15 protein-coding genes and 3 tRNA genes are annotated in these 17,069 nt (G+C 61.3%); 9 read left to right on the top strand and 9 right to left on the bottom strand.

The genetic code is table 11. The features are described from left to right. Position 1 precedes the first annotated feature (1 nt). The gene (locus NET03_RS11555; protein ID WP_252129079.1) at positions 2–523 is read right to left on the bottom strand and encodes a DUF3090 family protein; all 522 of its coding nucleotides are present in this window, start codon (positions 521–523) and stop codon (positions 2–4) included. 235 nt (positions 524–758) lie between these two features. Between NET03_RS11555 and NET03_RS11550 the strand changes: the two genes are divergently transcribed. Together NET03_RS11550 and NET03_RS11545 are read left to right on the top strand one after the other, a co-directional pair. Beyond that, positions 759–1,817, top strand: a complete 1,059-nt coding sequence (locus NET03_RS11550) for a LacI family DNA-binding transcriptional regulator (protein WP_252129078.1) — start codon at positions 759–761, stop codon at positions 1,815–1,817. A 28-nt stretch (positions 1,818–1,845) separates the two neighbouring features. Beyond that, positions 1,846–3,051, top strand: a complete 1,206-nt coding sequence (locus tag NET03_RS11545) for a beta-galactosidase (RefSeq protein WP_252129077.1) — start codon at positions 1,846–1,848, stop codon at positions 3,049–3,051. Here NET03_RS11545 and NET03_RS11540 read toward each other — a convergent pair. Then, positions 3,048–4,079 carry an AIR synthase family protein gene (locus NET03_RS11540; protein ID WP_252129076.1) on the bottom strand — a complete coding sequence of 344 codons (1,032 nt, stop codon included), beginning with the start codon at positions 4,077–4,079 and terminating at the stop codon, positions 3,048–3,050. The genes NET03_RS11545 and NET03_RS11540 overlap by 4 nt on opposite strands. Further along, complete coding sequence (locus NET03_RS11535) at positions 4,072–5,208, bottom strand: 6-phosphofructokinase (RefSeq protein ID WP_252129075.1); 1,137 nt, start codon at positions 5,206–5,208, stop codon at positions 4,072–4,074. The genes NET03_RS11540 and NET03_RS11535 overlap by 8 nt, the downstream gene beginning before the upstream one ends. A gap of 151 nt (positions 5,209–5,359) precedes the next feature. Here NET03_RS11535 and proS point away from each other — a divergent pair, with 151 nt between their 5' ends. After that, positions 5,360–6,814 (top strand): proline--tRNA ligase, encoded by a 1,455-nt coding sequence (gene proS, locus NET03_RS11530; protein WP_252129074.1) that lies wholly within the window; start codon positions 5,360–5,362, stop codon positions 6,812–6,814. 78 nt (positions 6,815–6,892) lie between these two features. Here proS and NET03_RS11525 read toward each other — a convergent pair. Then, a tRNA-Ser gene (locus tag NET03_RS11525) sits at positions 6,893–6,979 on the bottom strand. A 687-nt stretch (positions 6,980–7,666) separates the two neighbouring features. Here NET03_RS11525 and NET03_RS11520 point away from each other — a divergent pair. Then, entirely contained in the window at positions 7,667–8,854 is a 1,188-nt protein-coding gene (locus NET03_RS11520) for a thrombospondin type 3 repeat-containing protein (RefSeq protein ID WP_252129073.1), read from the top strand. A 537-nt stretch (positions 8,855–9,391) separates the two neighbouring features. Here the strand turns inward: NET03_RS11520 and NET03_RS11515 are convergent. From NET03_RS11515 to rpe, 3 genes are all read right to left on the bottom strand, one after another. Beyond that, positions 9,392–9,479 (bottom strand) — tRNA-Ser (locus NET03_RS11515). A 38-nt stretch (positions 9,480–9,517) separates the two neighbouring features. Continuing rightward, positions 9,518–9,590 (bottom strand) — tRNA-Arg (locus NET03_RS11510). 328 nt (positions 9,591–9,918) lie between these two features. Further along, the gene (gene rpe / locus NET03_RS11505; protein WP_252129072.1) at positions 9,919–10,614 is read right to left on the bottom strand and encodes a ribulose-phosphate 3-epimerase; all 696 of its coding nucleotides are present in this window, start codon (positions 10,612–10,614) and stop codon (positions 9,919–9,921) included. 120 nt (positions 10,615–10,734) lie between these two features. Between rpe and NET03_RS11500 the strand changes: the two genes are divergently transcribed. The 5 genes from NET03_RS11500 to NET03_RS11480 all read left to right on the top strand — a co-directional run bounded on the left by NET03_RS11500 (position 10,735) and on the right by NET03_RS11480 (position 15,895). Beyond that, a complete protein-coding gene (locus tag NET03_RS11500; protein ID WP_252129071.1) occupies positions 10,735–11,766 on the top strand; it encodes a molybdopterin-binding domain-containing protein in 1,032 nt (343 codons plus the stop codon). A gap of 39 nt (positions 11,767–11,805) precedes the next feature. Next, positions 11,806–12,552, top strand: coding sequence for an FHA domain-containing protein (locus NET03_RS11495; RefSeq protein WP_252129070.1), 747 nt, complete (start codon positions 11,806–11,808; stop codon positions 12,550–12,552). Between the two features lie 10 nt (positions 12,553–12,562). Continuing rightward, complete coding sequence (locus tag NET03_RS11490; protein WP_252129069.1) at positions 12,563–13,015, top strand: FHA domain-containing protein; 453 nt, start codon at positions 12,563–12,565, stop codon at positions 13,013–13,015. A 259-nt stretch (positions 13,016–13,274) separates the two neighbouring features. Beyond that, on the top strand, positions 13,275–15,026 hold the full coding sequence (locus NET03_RS11485) for a beta-galactosidase (protein WP_252129068.1): 1,752 nt from the start codon (positions 13,275–13,277) through the stop codon (positions 15,024–15,026). Further along, complete coding sequence (locus NET03_RS11480) at positions 15,023–15,895, top strand: glycosyltransferase family 2 protein (protein ID WP_252129067.1); 873 nt, start codon at positions 15,023–15,025, stop codon at positions 15,893–15,895. The genes NET03_RS11485 and NET03_RS11480 overlap by 4 nt, the downstream gene beginning before the upstream one ends. Here the strand turns inward: NET03_RS11480 and NET03_RS11475 are convergent. Next, entirely contained in the window at positions 15,892–16,203 is a 312-nt protein-coding gene (locus tag NET03_RS11475; protein WP_252129066.1) for a DUF167 domain-containing protein, read from the bottom strand. The two genes, NET03_RS11480 and NET03_RS11475, sit on opposite strands and share 4 nt — an antisense overlap. Continuing rightward, positions 16,200–17,048 (bottom strand): ATP-dependent sacrificial sulfur transferase LarE, encoded by an 849-nt coding sequence (gene larE, locus NET03_RS11470; protein WP_252129065.1) that lies wholly within the window; start codon positions 17,046–17,048, stop codon positions 16,200–16,202. Before larE ends, NET03_RS11475 begins: the two co-directional genes overlap by 4 nt. Between the last annotated feature and the right edge of the window lie 21 nt (positions 17,049–17,069).

The following is a 17,069-nucleotide window of genomic DNA, read 5'->3' as shown; positions in this document are numbered from 1 at the left end:
GTCACTCGAGCGGTAAATGTCCATTATCGTGCGGGCAGACATGCCCCTCGGGACCGATGACGGCCCCGCAGCGGGGACAGCGCGGGCGTCCGGCTGCGATGACGCGGGCGATCTGATGGGCGAGCGCCTTGGCGGCGGGAAGTGTGGCGCGACCAGCGAAGATCGGGTCCTCGTCTTCATCCTGCTCGAGGTCATGGGCGAAGATCGCGATCCGCTGACGCTCCTCATCGTATCCAATCGCCATCTTGCCGACGACGTATTCCGGGATATCGGGCGGCAGGGGTGCCGTACGTGCGGCTGGGCGTTCGGGGATGCGAGACTGCACGTACCCAGCGAGCCGAAGCTGTTCGAGAAGTTGCTCGATTGCGAGGCCGAGGGCTTGAAGTTGCTCCTTCTCCATCCACAGCGAGACGAGGTCGAGGCCTACTCCGGCAATCAAGCGGAAGCGACGCTGGCCAGGTTCGCCGATTGCTTCCGCTTCGAGGACAGTGAGCTCCTGGTATTCGTGTCTTCCAACCATCATCGACTCCACCGTACGGCCGATCCTTACTATGAGGATACACTAGCGGGCGCCGGCTCCGGCCGACGCCCGCACGGTGAGGTGGGGGATGGGTGTGGCAGGGGAGGGAGGACGTTTGCAACAGATCAACTGGTTCAACTCGCCACGCTTGACGAGCAGAACCCCTTCCACTATACACGTCGGGGCGGACTTCGTCAAGTAAAACGTTTCGGAAGTTTCCTGATACCAGGAGCCGGTCATGGCAAAGCGTAGCGGCTCGAGTCAGGTGACTATCCGCGACGTGGCCGGCCTGGCAGATGTGGGAGTCGCGACCGTTTCGCGACTGCCTAACGGGGATCCGGCAGTGGCGGCAGCGACACGCGAGTGGGTGCATGCCGTGATGGCGGAGCTTGGCGATGAGCCGCTGCGAGCCGCGCGGGCACTCTTGCGGCGCCGGACAGATGCATTGCTCGTTGTTCTCCCGCTCTGGACACGCTGCTTCTCTGTGCAAATTTTGTGTGGCATCGAAGAGGCTCTCCTGGAGACAAACGACGCCTTTATTCTGCGCACGCTCGAGCGTCCCGCGGACGGATCTCGAACCATCGCATCGGTACGACGCGATCTGGTCGACGGGGTCCTCCTTGCCTCCCTGGTTGTGAGACCGCTCAGGCTCGCTCGACTGGAACGCGAGCGTTGGTCGGCAGTCGTCGCCGATGGCGATCCGGCAGTCCCGCTGTCGCTGATTGTGGTCGATCATGTAGAAGGGGCGCGTTTGGCGGTAACGCATGTGGCCCGCTCGGGCCACCGAAGGATGGCCGCGATCGATCGACCTGGCGATCCCTTTGCTGACAAACAGAGAAGTCGGCGACTACTGGGCGATCGACAAGCACTCCAGGAACTTGGCCCTGAGCGAAGAGCGGAATATGAACGCGTGACCCCATTCAGGGTCGAGGGTGGTATCACGGGATTGCACTCCTTAATGCAGTTACCCGTTCCACCGACCGCGATCGTTGTCGGGCGTGAGACACACGCCGGAAGCGTGTTACGTGCTGTACGGCAGTTGGGGCTTGACGTACCCAGGGATCTCGCGGGAGTCGGCTACCACGAGAGTGAGATCGCCGAACTCTTGGGTTTGACGACCGTTCACTGTCCGAGACGGGCGATCGGACGCCAGGCGGCGCAGCTTCTTTTGGACTCTTTCAGCGGACGGCTAGCACCCAACGAGGTGGCGGTCGGGTGGGTAACACCGAACCTTATGGTGCGCCGGTCTTGCGGCGCGCAAGGGACAGAACCTGGTGCGGGAAGCGTCGGCGAGTAAGATCTCAGAGCAATGGTGAGGGGGTGGAGTGCACAGGCTCAAGTGGGTGGGGCTTCTTCTTGCGGTGATCAGTTGGGTCATCGCCTGCCGCGGGCCTGTCATTTACCCGACGCCAACCGCGGTGCGGGAGATGCGTTCAGGCCACAGTGCGCCGTCTCAGGCTCCCCAGGAACCGGCGGTAATGAGCACGCCCTCGGGAGCAGTCTCTGGGGCTGAGACGTTCGTCTTTGGTTTCAACGTTGCCTGGCGAGGGGATGAGGATGGTGCCGCTTTCAACCAGAGAACAGCCGACATGGTACGGCAGGCGGGATTTCGGTGGATCCGATTCCAGGTGCGCTGGGAGTCGCTTGAGCCGCGGCCGGGTGAGTGGGACTTTCGGCCTTTGGATCGGGTGCTGCCGGTGTACGAAGATGCTGGACTCTCCATCCTCGCCTCAGTGGTTGCTGCACCGGAGTGGGCCCGCGATCCTGCAGGGGGGATTGTGAAAGATCCGGCGACGTTCCGTGAGGCGATGTACCGCTTAGCCTCACGCTATCGTGGCCGGATTCACGCCTGGGAGATTTGGAACGAACAAAACCTGGCGCACGAGCTCCACGGTCCAGTGCGGGTCGAACCGTACTGTGCCCTGCTGCGTGCAGGATACGAGGGAGTCAAGGCAGGGGATCCCGATGCACTCGTTGTGTTCGGGGGGCTTACGCCAACTGGTGTCAACGATCCGAACATCGCCATGGACGACGTTGCCTACCTCGAAGCGTTTTATGCGTTCGAAGGTGGAGCCTGCACGCGCTACTTTGATGTGCTCGGTGCGCACGCCAACGCGACGCTCAACCCGCCAGACACGCTTTGGCCAGACAATCCGGGCCCCGGTCCAGGGTGGCGGGACCACCCGAGCTTTTACTTCCGGCGCGTCGAGCAGCTGCGGGCAGTGATGGAGCGGCACGGCGATACGCGGCCGATCTGGATTACCGAGTTTGGGTGGACGACGGCAAATCCAGCGCCGGGCTACGAGTACGGCCAGTACGTGAGCGAGGAGCAGCAGGCGGAATATCTTGTGCGCGCCTTTGAGATCGCACGGACACGCTGGCCTTGGGTGACCGGCATGTTTGTCTGGAACCTGAACTTCTCGACGATCGTCGATCCCGAGGACGAGAAGGGACCTTGGTCAGTCTTGAATGCGGACTGGTCGCCGCGTCCAGCGTATCGTGCGCTCCAGGCGATGCCGAAGGAGCCCTAGGAACAACCGCCGCTCGCGAAGAGACGAGCCACTTCATCGACGGCAAATGTAGGAAGCGGGCGTTCGCCCTTGGCGCTGAGAAGAACGCGGCGCGAGGGATCGGGGTCGAGCCAACCAAGCTGCGTCGCGGGGATACCAGCCTGGCGGAGGGTCTCCAGAGCAAGCGTGCTGCTTTCTGGTGAGACGACTGCGAGAAGTGCGCCAGAGGCGATGAGGCCGAAGGGATCGAGGCCGAGCGCAGTGCAGAGCGTCTGGGTCTCTGGGTAGACGAAGATGGCACGCTCTTCGACAACCAGGCCGGTGCCGCAGGCGATGGCAACCTCATGCAATCCGGTGGCCAGCCCACCCTCGGTTGGGTCATGCAGGTATCGCAGGGCCGGACCGAGTGTCCGCTGGAGCAACTGGGCAGCAGCGACGACGCTGATGCCCGGTTCATACAAGAAGCGCTGGCAACGGGAGATGAACTCCGGGTCAAGGATCTGGCGCAGCGTTTCCGCACACTCACGGGCGAGAAGCGCCGTCCCCTCAATCGCAATCCCCCGCACCAGGAGGACGGCATCACCTGATTGCGCACGCTCTGGGGTGAGCAATTGATTCTCGCTCAAAAGACCGATCATCGTCCCAGCGACAATGGGGCGGTCGAGACCAGCAGTGATCTCCGTATGCCCACCAACAAGTGCCACCCCAAGGTGCTGGGCGGCGCGTGCAAGGTCGTCCAGGACACGCTGGGCAAGTGACGGTGTTGCACCGTCCGGGAGCAGAACACTCGCCAGGAACCAGCGGGGTGTTGCCCCAAGGCAGGCCACGTCGTTGGCATTGACGTTCAGTGCGTACCACCCGATGGCATCGGTTGCGAAGGTAATCGGGTCACTTTTGAGGACGAGGAGCTCGCTGCCGGCCCGTACCACCGCTGCGTCGCGGCCAATGCCAGGACCAACGACGACACTTGGATCGCGGGGTAAGCGCCCAAGAAAGACGGCGAGGAGCTCTGCTGGTAGCTTGCCAACAGGGAGTGAAGCTTCAGCCATGCGCCTGCTCCTCGTCCGGCTGAGCGAAGCTGATCCCGATATCGCGCGCTGTAGCCAGCAGTGGATGGTTGAGCGGGACCAGGCGTGGACCGCGGGCGACTTCAGCCAACGGTACGCGGACGATGCCCCAGGTTGCCTGACCACTTGGGTGTCCTCGGACGGCCACCATCACTCCGTGGTCACCGAGAGCGAGGGTCTCGACCGCGGCAGCGCCGAGTGCAGTGGCAAGTGTGCGGTCACGAGGTGTCGGAGTGCCGCCGCGTTGCAGGTGACCAAGGACAACTGCGCGCACTTCCGTGGGGAGGAGGGTGCTCAGCTGCTGTTGTAGGACGACGGAAAGACCGCCGTACTTGCGCTGATAGGGGAGCGGGCCGAGCCGCTCGTAGACAGCTTCGCCACCAATCGGTTTGGCTCCTTCCGCGACAGCGACGATCGTGAAGTGGCGTCCACGCTTCCGTCTCGCTTCGACAACGGCGACAATCCGTTCTGGGGAAAAGGGGAGCTCCGGCAGCAGGATGACATCTGCACCACCCGCGACACCGGCGTGGAGCGCGATCCAGCCGGCATCGCGCCCCATGAGTTCGACAAGCATGACACGGTGGTGACTCTCGGCCGTGGTATGAAGCCGATCGATGGCTTCCGTAGCTGTGCAGACTGCGGTGTCAAATCCAATGGTTGCGGTGGTGCCGCGCACATCGTTGTCGATCGTTTTGGGTACTCCGACGACGCGGAGCCCGAGCTCGTGCAGTCGATAGGCAATCGTGAGGCTTCCTTCACCGCCGATGACCACGAGGGCGTCGATGTTCCACTGCTCGAGTGTGGCGAGGAGCGTTCTGCTGTGGTCACGTGGCTCGGCGTCACCAAGTTCGGGATGCTGAAAGTGGAAAGGGTTAGCACGGTTGGAGGCGCCGAGGATCGTGCCACCGCGCACGAGGAGCCCTCGTACGTCATCAAGGCCGAGCTCGCGTGCGCGGCCGAGGATTGCGCCCTCGTAACCGTCAGCAAAGCCGACAACCTGCCACCCATAGCGGAGAATCGCTGTCTTGACCACGGCACGGATGGCTGCATTCAGCCCTGGTGCATCGCCGCCGCCAGTGAGTACTCCGATACGACGGATTCTCGTGGTCATGGTGCGCTCCCTGCGCGCCCGCGTCTCGCCAACGCATAGGTATACTCTGCGTCGAGGCCGAGACGGTGTGCCCCGACGAAGCCCCAGCGCATTCTACGCGAGTGCGGTGCAGGACTGTGCGGTGTGGTTCCCGCGCGAGGGAGAACGAACGATGACGACGGAGCGGAAATACGTTGAGGAACTCATCGAGCAGGAAGATGATTTCGACCGCTGGTACGTCGAGGTGATTCAGAAGGCTGAGCTCGCGGACGAGTCCCCAGTGCGCGGCACACGGGTCATCCGCCCGTACGGCTTTGCGCTTTGGGAAAACATGCAGGCGGAGCTCGACCGGCGGATCAAAGCAACCGGTGTCCAGAACGCGTATTTCCCGCTTTTCATCCCGAAGAGTTATCTCGAGCGTGAGGCCCAGCACATCCAGGGCTTCGCGCCGGAGGTTGCGTGGGTCACAAAGGGGGGCGACAAGGAACTGGAAGAGCCGTTGGCGGTACGGCCAACCTCCGAGTCGATCATCTGCCCCATGTTCGCACGCTGGGTGCAGTCGTATCGCGATCTTCCCATTCTGATTAACCAATGGTGCAGCGTCGTTCGCTGGGAGGAGCGCCCACGGGCATTTTTGCGGACACTCGAATTCCTTTGGCAGGAAGGGCATACCGTGCACGCAACGCTCGAAGAGGCGGAGGAGCGTGCACGGCTTATGCTCGAGGTCTACCGGGACTTTGTAGAGACTGAGCTTGCGATCCCGGTGATTCCGGGACAGAAGACCGAGTCGGAGAAATTCGCCGGGGCACTGCGCACCTACACCATCGAGGCCATGATGGGTGGCAAGCACTGGGCGTTGCAGTCAGCGACCTCGCACAATCTCGGTGACCACTTTGGGAGAGTCTTTGAGATCACGTTCTTGGATCGTGAGGGAAAGCGCCGATTTGCCTTCAATACCAGCTGGGGGCTCTCCCACCGCACGATCGGTGCGATGGTGATGGTGCACGGGGATGATCGTGGGCTCAAGCTCCCGCCGCGTGTCGCTCCGATCCAAGTCGTCATCGTGCCGATCTGGCGGAAGGACGAGGAGCGCCGGCAGGTCGAGGAAGCGGTCGAGCGAGTGCGGACGACGCTCCAGCGAGCCGTGCGTGTCCATGCGGATTTGCGTGACGACAAGACGCCCGGTTGGAAGTTCAACGACTGGGACCTCAAAGGCGTGCCGATCCGCCTCGAGATCGGGCCACGCGATGTGGCCAATGATCAGGTCACGCTGGTTCGGCGCGATGTGCTCGGGCAGAGACAGACGGTGCCGGTGGCGAACGTTGTCGATGCGGTGCAACGGGAACTGGATGCAGTTCAGGCAAGTCTCTACCGCGCAGCACGCGAAATGCTGGAGCGCCATACCGAAGATGTGCGGGACTACGAACGGCTCAAAGAGCGTGTGGCGAGTAATGCTGGATTCAATCGCGCCTTCTGGTGCGGGAGCGCCGAGTGTGAAGCGCGGGTGAAGGCGGAGACCAAGGCGACGATCCGTTGCATCCCGTTCGAGCAGCCGACAGAGTACGAGCCGTGCCTCGTGTGCGGAGCTTTGGGGCGCTACCAAGTCATCTGGGCGCGAGCTTACTGAGGCGGTGCATCGCTCCAAAAGACTATGGCGGGCCGGATTATCCTGGCCCATGCCGTCTCTATCAGGAAAGTCGTTCGGCGGAAGGGGTGGGATTCGAACCCACGAGGGGCTTCCGCCCCCACACGGTTTCCAGCCGTGCGCACTCGACCACTATGCGACCCTTCCGTGCGAGTCCTTGGCGATGTGCGCCACTAACAGAGTCTACTCGGAGAAGCGACTCCCCGGCAACGTGAAGCACGCCGCTCGCTAGCTCTCCTATGACAACCACAGTCGGCCTGACACTGATGTAAGACTGCTCCGGCGAAAAGGGACGGCAGCGGTTGGTCAAACGCTCGTCTGGACACTCGGTGCGAGCGACTGGACGAGAGCAACAACCAAGTTGCTCAAGAAGCACAGATGGGCAAAGGTTGTTCGTATCAAGGGCTTCCACCTGGAAACTCTGTTTCGTGGTGTCACCGACTGTGGACGCGAGAGGTTGCTTCGATGAAGGTATCGGGTGCGAAGCTGGTCCCGACAGCGAAAATGCTGCGGGATGACAACGAGCTTTTGGCCACGTTTGTCCCCTGAATCTGTCCGGGAGAGTTTGGAACCCGTTTGAGCGATACCTACCTGACAGAGATACGGTGGGTCCGGAACAGAGTACGCTTGGTCGCCAGACGAGTGAAGACCACCTTGCAAGGTGCTCAGGCTTTTCTGGACTGGTATTGCACGAGAGGGGCGGCTGGGATGCCTGTCTCCGCTGACGGAGCGCATTCCTCGCATCGGACAAGCGCTTGACAGCCGTATCGGTCAGTTTTTACGCTACGGCTGGTTAATCCACCACCTGCGTTGCGAAGGGCGGGATAGGAGGCTATGTGGCGGCGATCGGCCAAGCGGGTACTTTGGCTGTTGCTCCTTCTCCCAGCACTCATCGTGGTTGGGTGCGTTGCACGCGGCAATGACAGTGCCAGGAGTGATGAGGCAACGCGGACAATGACGAATGAGGGAACCGTGACCGCCACCTCCAGTGTGGGCGCATCGATGGCACAGGCAAGTGCGCAACTTTCCCAGTCGGGTGTCGTCGTGGTTGGACTGTGGTGGGGCGGTCCAACCCAGGAATTTGTGCTCGTTTTGATCGATCCGAACGGTGAAGAAATCGAGATCGGACGCTATCAGGCTCAGGAGCAACAGTGGTTGCCGGCACCAGTGAACCTACCGCGTGTCGCAGGGGAACGACTCCAGGCGGGAACCTGGCGGGTGCGTTGGATGGAAGCTTCCCAACGTCGTGTCGTGGCCGAGGCCACTCTGACCGTCACCACGCAAGACGTGCAACGGTGGCGTGCTGCCAGCACATCTCGCCCGGAGTCGACGCCGCTTGCGGAACAGCAGGCGACGCCAGTTGGTTCGCCAACCGCGCCTGCGCAACGACCCACGCCGGCGCCAGTGCCGCCCGCTTGGGCTGCGTCCTGGCCAAGTCAGCCGATCCAGCCACAGGATTGCTTCACGGGTGCGCGAAATGTTGTCGAGGTGGGGATTCGCAATTCGACCGGGCGGCCGGGACAGAGCTGGCGGATGATCGTGCAGGTGATCAATCCGGCCGACGATGTTGCGGAGTTGGGGCCGATTACTGTCGAGGCGGACCGCGCAACACAGACGCAGTTCGACCTCTGCGAGTATGGTGGAACGGCGGCGCTGGTAGGAACCTGGAGGGTGCGCTGGGTCGATGCAGGCAACCATAGCGTTGTGTACCACGAAGTGACCTTTGAAGTGTTGCCAGTTTCCAGCGATAGTCGGGCCCCCTCACCACCGCAAGGGAGTGTAGACAGTGATGGTGACGGCTTCGTGGACGATGAGGAACTCAGTTTCGGCTCCGACCCACACAATCCTGACACTGATGGCGACGGCCTGCTCGACGGATTCGAGATCTGGCAATACGGCAGTGATCCGACCCTCGTCGACACCGATTGGGACGGAATAGAGGACGGTGCCGAATATTACCTTGGCACCGATCCGTGGGATCCGTGTGATCCGAATCCCGACGCTGACGCCTGCAGTCTCTGAAAGGGAGCGCGGCCCTCTGCCAGCTACTCAGTGATCAAGAAAACGAGGTGGTGCAGAATGCTTCGGCGCCTTAGCGGGCTGTCCGGCTTCGGTCGGTGCAGTTTCAAGACATCGCACGTGTGGCGCGTACAGCTCTCCTGTACCTTTCCCTGGAAGAAGAGAAGCCGGATGATGGTCACGGCGGGTGCCCGTGAGAAGAGTCGCTGCTGCGAGGGCAGCCACGGTCTCGTTTCCCAAGGTGAGCTACTCGGTGGAGACGGAAACGCAGGAACATGCGGTCACTCGAGGCATTGTGGAAGCAAAGTCGTAGCGAGCGGTCCTGGCGCAGGAGAGCTCTTCTGTTGAGCCGGGGCTGGGCAGCCTGCGCGTTGCCCTGTCGGTGTGAGCAGTGCACTGGCTCGCACGGATTCGGGAGCGCCTGAGAAACCGGTGGCCGGAGCCGATTTTGGCCCGTGGGTACTCAAGGTGACGGAGAGGGGTGAAAAAAGAACGAGCGGACCCACCACAGTGGTCCGCGAGTAAGCCAAGTACTGCGGGCCGAGGGGGTGGGATTCGAACCCACGAGGCGCTCGTCACGCCTACCGCTTTTCGAGAGCGGCACCTTCAACCACTCGGACACCCCTCGGCGTGGTAGAAGGTGCAGAGACGAAGAACCGATATCGGTACGCCCGGAGGGACTCGAACCCCCGACCTTTAGGTCCGCAACCTAACGCTCTATCCACTGAGCTACGGGCGCACGTGATTCGTTGCTGCTACTGGTGGTTGTTCCACCAGCAGGGGACAGTATAGCACGTCACTGCTTTGGACGACAAGTCCTCGGTGAGAGAGCGGGCGACGAGTGCTTCTTCGCTTCCTCGCTGACTCGTTACCCGCGTGAGGTCCTCTGATCCAACGCGCTACCCAAGCGGACCCTCCTTGGTGCTTTGCTTGCTGGCAAACCATTCCTAATCAGTGACGGTCGATGCCCTGTTGTTCCAACTTGGCTACTGGTACGTTGGTGAGCCGAACAATCCGTCCTGCTCATCATCACTCGGATGAACAGTCTGTACGAACCAACCCAACCGTTAGCCAGACAACGCTTGTTGCAGTGCGTCGCGGAAACGCTGGAGTTCCTGGCCAGGTGTTTGATCGCTCTGAAACAGGGCAGAGCCGGTCACCACAACGTCAGCACCAGCACGAACGACCGCTTCGATGTTGGAGAGTTTGACACCGCCATCGACCGACAGCAGGCAGTGTAACCCGGCTTCGTCGACTATCCGGCGGAGTCTTTCGAGCTTGCGGAGGACGGCAGGGATGAGTGATTGGCCACCGAAGCCGGGATCGACCGTCATCACGAGGACCAAATCCACGAACGGGAGAATCTCCTCGATGGCTGCCAGAGGAGTTGCCGGATTCAAGGCGACCCCAGCGAGCACACCCAGTTCGTGGATCATGTGCACGGTGCGGTGGAGATGGATGCTTGCTTCCACGTGGACGGTAATCGCCGTGGCTCCAGCCTCGGCGAAGGCAGCAAGGTAGCGCTCAGGCTCGACGATCATCAGATGCACGTCGAGTGGTAGCGTCGTCACCTGCCGGAGAGCCGTGACAACAGGGAGCCCAAAGCTGATATTCGGAACGAACCGGCCGTCCATCACGTCGAGATGGATCGCGTCCGCCCCGGCTTCCTCGAGCTCTCGGACGATCTCGCCGAGCCGCGCGAAGTCGGCGTTCAAGATCGACGGCGACAACATCGGGCGGCGGTGGCCGAACGTCGTCGTCATGGAAGCTTTCCCTTCGCTGCGGTCTTGGAGCGACAGGGATCCCGTCGCGTGCGCTGCTGAGTGTACCGGTTGAGGAATCAGCTATGCTTGCTCTTGTGATGTGCGAGAGGGGTCGTACTGATGCGCCGCACATGGTATCGCATAGGGGACCATCCGATTCCGGAAGGAGCGGTGCTCCGGCGTGACGTCGTTGTCCAGGCGGACGGGCGTCAACAGTTCCGGCGCGGAGTTCCGCTCACGGAAGTTCTGGACCAGCGAGTCTTTCCAGAGGGTACGCGTTTGCCAATCGCGGCTCCAGACGAGGGTGAACTCGAGCAGCATGTGGCTTCACAGCGTATTGCTGAAAGGATCGCCGGTCCGGGAACGATTTTGGATGCACCGCATCAGGGGCAAGTGAACGTCCGGGCTGCGCAGCTCGGGCTTGTCCGCGTCGATACACGGCGACTGGAGCGACTGGTACGGACCGGGCGTGCGCTTGTTGCAACCGTTTTGGACGGACGAGTCGCCGATGTCGGAGAGGTCATCGCGATCGCGAAAGCACCGGCGCTCTTTGTGCCCGAGCGGGCGCTGGGACGCGCACTCGCGGTCTTGGAAAACCAGCCAGTTGTCCGAGTGGCACCGTTCCGGCGGCGGCGTGTGGCGTTACTCGCAGGTGAGCGCGTCCGTCCAGCTGCAGTCGATGTCGCGGTGCGTGCACTCAGTGAAAAGCTCCAGCGCCTTGGGGCAGTACTCGAGCGATTTGAACGCCTGGCACATGACGAACCTACAACGATCGCCGAGCGGATCACCGCATGGCGGCAGACCGGGACGGAGTTTGTCCTGACCGCCGGCTCGATCATGCTCGATCCGGATGATCCGTTCCTGCGGGCGCTCCGTCGGCTGGGAGCTCGGATGACGGTGCGTGGAGCACCAGTGGATCCAGGGACGATGTTTTGGGTTGCCTATCTTGATACGCTGCCGGTATTCGGTTTGGCAAGCTGCGAAATGTATGGGCGCATTTCGGTCTTCGACCTTGCGCTCCCTTATGCACTGGCAGACGAGCGCCTGGATCGTGCGCTCTTTGCGCAACTGGCACACGGCGGTCTCCTTGCTGATACGCAGCAGGCGCGGGTGCCTCACGCGTGGCGACGTCAAGAGGAGAGCTCAGGCTGAACGAGGCGTATACTCGCGAAGGAGCGACGAGGCTGCGAAATGTTGGGCAAACTGCAACGATTTGAGGACTTCGTCGAGCGGTTGATGGAGGGAGCGGTTGGTCGCATTTTTCGGACAACGGTGCAGCCGGCCGAGATCGCCCGGCGACTTGAGCGCGCGATGGATTCGCAACAGCTGGCAACACCTGAAGGCCCAATTGTGCCCAACGATTACCTTGTGCGGTTGCATCCCGAAGACTTTGTTCAATTTGCAGACTTCGCTGACTCGCTCTCGCTCCAGCTCGAGGAGTGGCTCCTCGATGTCGCGGAGGAGCGTGACTACGGGTTCGTGGATCAAGTCCGCGTGCGACTGATTGGTGATCCATCAGTGCCGCGGCGCCAGGTCCAAGTGGAGGCGCAGATCGCTCCATTACCGTACGACGAGTTTGCGAGCCGACAAGTTTGGCAGCGGACTGAGGTGTATCGGGTCCTGCATGATACCGGTAACGTGCCGCGGGCATTCTTGCGTGTCCTCGAAGGGCCGCTGGCTGGCCAGACATTCCTGATTCGAAAGAAGGTCACCACGATCGGACGTGCGCTGGACAACGATATTGTGCTGGAAGTGTTGGACGTGTCACGGCGGCATGCGCGGATAGAGTTTGTCGAAGGACATTTCGAGGTGATCGATCAGGGCTCAACCAACGGAACGCTGGTGAACGGCCGAGCGGTGGAGCGAGCCCCGCTCTCCAACGGTGACCGGCTCACGCTCGGTACAGTCGCGCTCGAGTTCACGACAGCAGGAGCTTGAGTCGACGCCGATGGAGTGGCTGATTCAACTTCCGTTCGAGTGGTTTGTCCTCCTCTTGCGTCTCGTTTTCGCATTCCTCCTCTACTTTTTTATTTTCCTGATTGCCCGTATCACCATCCGGGAACTTGCCGCGATAGCGGGGACGACAGGTGAAGCGGGCGGTCCCCCGGGTCACCTGATTGTGCAGTCGCCTGGTGCCAGTGGACTGCGGCCGGGGACACGGCTCCCGCTCGACCCGGTGACGGTCATTGGGCGGCATCCGTCCTGTACGATCCGGTTGGATGATGCATTCGTCTCGACCGAGCACGCACAGCTCACCTGGGAACATGGTCGCTGGTGGATCACTGATCTAAAGAGTACAAACGGCACGCGAGTGAACGGACGACCCGTGACTGCGCCGACCGGCTTACGGTATGGTGATGTGATTGAGCTCGGCGACGTCCGACTGGTACTGGTGCCGTGAAGGAACTTCTCCGACTGGGCTGGCGCTACTTTGGAGATTGGGACGAGATGGTCAGTTTTGTCAGTAGCAAGCCGTGAAGCGCTACCGAAGGGGGATGATCGGTAGGTGTGCCCAACTGTGGCCGGATGCTAGGATGAGGACAATCGAGGATGGAGGGGAGCGGTTGACCAGGGAGACCGCTCTCCTGTCTGGTCGATTGGCGCGGGGGCGATGAGCGCGCTACCGCCGTGTGGTGTGCGGGCCAAGGGAAGGGGGTCCGGTGAAGTTTCTGCGACTTCTTGTTGTCGGCTGGCTCGTGTTCAGCTTGCTGCCGATGGGAACAACTTCCAATGTCGCACGAGCAGCAGCGCCGAGCGCGCCGGCGGACCTCGAGATGCCGCGGTACTTTCCCGAAACAGGATTCTGGGTGCAGGGGCCGTTCCGACGTTTTTGGGAGACGAATGGTGGTCTCTTCATTTTCGGCTATCCGATCACCGGCGTGTTCCAGCAGGACGGATTCTGGAGGCAGTACTTCGAACGGGCGGTGTTCGAGTATCACCCGGAGAAGGCGGGGACCGAAGACGAAGTGCAGCTCGTCCGGGTTGGTGCCTGGCGCGTGAGTGGCCGAGAGAATGAGGAGCCGTTTCGGCCCATAGCCTGGTTCCCGGACACCCGCGAGCGAAGATATTTCCCCGAGACGCAACACTCGCTGGCCTATGGATTCAAGAACTATTGGGACCGGTTTGGAGGCTGGCGTGTGTTTGGGTTGCCCCTCTCTGAGGAGTTTTCTGAACCGAATCCAGCGCCCCCAGCGGGTGATGGAAAGGTCTATGCGGTCCAGTACTTCGAGCGGGCGCGGTTCGAGTACCATCCGGAGAATAGGGGAACGCCGTACGAGGTCCTCTTGGGGCTGCTCGGCCGCGAGTACCTGCAGGCACGTGGAGCTCCGCCGGAGGCGCTTGCCCGGCAGGATTCCGGGCTACCGCCGTATGACCCAATCCGGAAGAGACAATACGGTCCGCATGTCGGGTACGGATTCAATATCGCCTGGCGGGGTGATAACGACGGGGATGGGTTTAACCAGCGGACGATGGATCTGGTGAAGGGCGCGGGATTCTCCTGGGTACGTATCCAGGCGATCTGGCGTGACATTGAACCTCGGCCAGGGCGGTACGATACACATGCGTTGGATCGGATCCTCGATACAACGAGCAAGAACGGGATCAAGGTGGTTGTGAGCGTGGTCAAAGCGCCGACCTGGGCTGACCCAAACGGAGGCATTCCGGCCGATCCAGCGCCATTCGGTAAGCTCATGGAGTTCCTGGCTCGGCGTTATGCCGGGAAAGTTCAGGCTTGGGAAATCTGGAACGAGCAGAACCTGGCGTACGAGACTGGTGGGCATGTCGATGTGGGACGCTACGTTGCACTCCTCAAGGCGGGCTATCAGGGAGTGAAGCGGGGTGATCCCAAGGCGATCGTCTTATTCGGAGGACTCACACCGACAGGCGTGATGGATCCTTCCATTGCGATCGATGACGTCGAGTATCTCCGACAAGCGTATGCTTACAAGAATGGCGAGATTAAGCAGTATTTTGATCACCTCGCAACGCATCCAGGCGGAACACTGAATCCGCCGGACGCGCTCTGGCCGGAGCGGCCTGGACCGGGACCAGGATGGCTTGATCATCCCAGCTTCTATTTCCGCCGAGCTGAGCAGTTGCGGCAGGTGATGATCGAGAATGGCGACGCGGCCAAGCAGGTCTGGCTGACCGAGTTTGGGTGGTCGACGGCGAATCAGGCGCCAGGCTACGAATATGGGAACTTCATTAGTGAGCAACAGCAAGCCCAGTATCTCGTGCGGGCGTTCCAGATTGCCCGAACACAGTGGCCATGGGCTGGAGTCCTGTTGGTATGGAATCTGAACTTCAGCACGATTGCCCAGCCGAGCGATGAGAAGTATCCGTGGTCAGTCGTGGCGGCTGATTGGAGTCCGCGCCCAGCCTATCGGGCTTTGCAGGAGATGCCAAAGTGAAAGGTGGAGCGGCGAAAGACCAGGGAGCGGGAGTGCTGCCGATCCGCGGCAGCCTCTCGCTGGTTTTACCTGCCTACAACGAAGCCGAGAACCTTGAAGCAGTGGTGCAACGGTCGCTCGAGGTACTGCCTTCCCTCGTCGAAGCGTTCGAGATCGTCATCGTCGACGATGGGAGCCGCGACCGAACTGGTGAGATTGCCGAGCGGTTGGCGCGGGACGATCCTCGGGTGCGTGTTGTCCATCACGGGGTGAACCGCGGATACGGTGCAGCACTGCGTTCGGGTTTTGCGGCAGCCCAAGGCGACTTAATCATGTTCATGGATGCGGATCAGCAGTTTGATCCGGCTGACTTGGCGCACCTTGCTCCGTTTGTTCCACATGCGGACATTGTGGCCGGCTATCGGGTGCGGCGGCGCGATCCGTGGCAGCGGCTCGTCTATGCCGCTATTTTCAACGTTGCCATGCGGTTGCTCTTCGGTATTGCGGTCCGTGACATCGACTGCGCCTTCAAGGTTCTTCGGGGTGACCTTGTACGCGCGATCGATCTCCGGATGAATGGCGCGCTGGTCAATACGGAGCTCCTAGCGAAAGCACAGCGAGCCGGGGCGACAATTGTTGAGGTTGGGGTTCGGCACTATCCACGACTGAGCGGTGAGCCGTCCGGTGGCAGTCTCCGCGTCATTTTGCGCGCGATGCGTGAAGTCGCGCAGCTGTGGTGGCTCATGCTGTGGTATCAGCCACCACGTGGAGTAGGGCGTGGACGGCCGCAACCACGCTCAAGCCAGGTGATGCGTGCGGTGGTGCTGGTCACGCTTGTTTTATCAGCATCCTGGTGGCTGGTGCGGCGATTCTTCCGGCGCAACCGCTAGGCGCGCTGCATGCGAAATTGCGCAAGCCGCGCGAGCAGTTCCGCGCTGGTAAATCCAGTAATGCGGAGACGTTTGCGGCGCTGATGCTCACCAGCAACGATCACAATGCGTCGGATCGGAATATCCAGGGCGTTGGCAAGCGTCCGTAAGAGAGCGGCGTTTGCCTCGCCGTCGATTGGTGGAGCGGCCACACGGACAAGGAGCGTATCGTCACGTATCCCGGCGATTTCCGAGCGGCTCGCACGAGGCTGAACGGTAACCCTGAACTCGACACTGCCATCCGGGTGGTCAACGGACGTGAAGGTCACAGCGTGCGATCCCTCTCCCCTGTCTGAACCAGAAGTGGCTTCGGCAACGTGCGATTGAAGCTTCCCGAACGATAACCCTCGAGATCTAGGGTGATGAACTCATATCCCAGGGCACGCAGGCGGGCGACAATCTCCTGCCGACGTTCGATTGCCCGCGGTAGATCTTCTGGCTGGAGCTCAAGACGAGCGATTTGTTCATGATGACGGACCCGGAAAGCGCGGAAGCCGAGTTCCCGTAATGCGCGCTCCGCCGCGGCGACTTGCCGCAGCTTCTCCACGGTGATCTGGGTACCGTACGGAAAGCGAGAGGAGAGACAGGCATAAGCCGGCTTGTTCCATGTCCGAAGCCCGAAGATCCGGCTGAGTTCACGGATTTCCTGTTTGGTAAGGCCGACTTCCGCAAGCGGGTGAAGTACGCCAAGTTGCTGCGCAGCACGCAATCCTGGCCGATAGTCGCGGAGATCGTCGGCGTTCGTGCCGTCGACGATGGCGGCGTATCCCTCGGCGCGGGCGAGTTCTCGTAACTTGCCGTAAAGCTCATTCTTGCAGAAGAAGCAGCGCTGATGGGAATTCATCGTATATCGAGGATTCGTTAGTTCTTCGGTCCGTACCATGACGTGTCGGACGCCGAGTTCCCTTGCAAGCTGGCGAGCTTCTGCAATTTCTTCTTCGGGATAGGTTTCCGAGAGTCCAGTCGCGGCGATTACGTGGTCACCAAGGGCTTGTCGTGAAGCATACAGGAGGAAAGTGGAATCGACACCAGCGCTGAATGCGACCACGACCGAACCGAGACTGCGAAGTCGCTCCAGCAATCGGTCATACTTGGCGCGGAGTTCGTTGTGCATCGTCTGCTCCGATCGCAGTCG

Source organism: Thermomicrobium sp. CFH 73360, assembly GCF_023806465.1.
Classification (GTDB): Bacteria; Chloroflexota; Chloroflexia; order Thermomicrobiales; family Thermomicrobiaceae; genus Thermomicrobium.
The sequence above is the reverse complement of the archived record's forward strand: the minus strand, read 5'-3'. Positions and strand labels throughout refer to the sequence as shown.

Bases quoted from the DNA above. Each gene is read 5' to 3' on its own strand.
- NET03_RS11555 (WP_252129079.1), bottom strand. From the start codon at position 523: ATGATGGTTGGAAGACACGAATACCAGGAGCTCACTGTCCTCGAAGCG.
- NET03_RS11550 (WP_252129078.1), top strand. From the start codon at position 759: ATGGCAAAGCGTAGCGGCTCGAGTCAGGTGACTATCCGCGACGTGGCC.
- NET03_RS11540 (WP_252129076.1), bottom strand. From the start codon at position 4,079: ATGGCTGAAGCTTCACTCCCTGTTGGCAAGCTACCAGCAGAGCTCCTC.
- NET03_RS11535 (WP_252129075.1), bottom strand. From the start codon at position 5,208: ATGACCACGAGAATCCGTCGTATCGGAGTACTCACTGGCGGCGGCGAT.
- proS (WP_252129074.1), top strand. From the start codon at position 5,360: ATGACGACGGAGCGGAAATACGTTGAGGAACTCATCGAGCAGGAAGAT.
- NET03_RS11520 (WP_252129073.1), top strand. From the start codon at position 7,667: ATGTGGCGGCGATCGGCCAAGCGGGTACTTTGGCTGTTGCTCCTTCTC.
- rpe (WP_252129072.1), bottom strand. From the start codon at position 10,614: ATGACGACGACGTTCGGCCACCGCCGCCCGATGTTGTCGCCGTCGATC.
- NET03_RS11500 (WP_252129071.1), top strand. From the start codon at position 10,735: ATGCGCCGCACATGGTATCGCATAGGGGACCATCCGATTCCGGAAGGA.
- NET03_RS11495 (WP_252129070.1), top strand. From the start codon at position 11,806: ATGTTGGGCAAACTGCAACGATTTGAGGACTTCGTCGAGCGGTTGATG.
- NET03_RS11490 (WP_252129069.1), top strand. From the start codon at position 12,563: ATGGAGTGGCTGATTCAACTTCCGTTCGAGTGGTTTGTCCTCCTCTTG.
- larE (WP_252129065.1), bottom strand. From the start codon at position 17,048: ATGCACAACGAACTCCGCGCCAAGTATGACCGATTGCTGGAGCGACTT.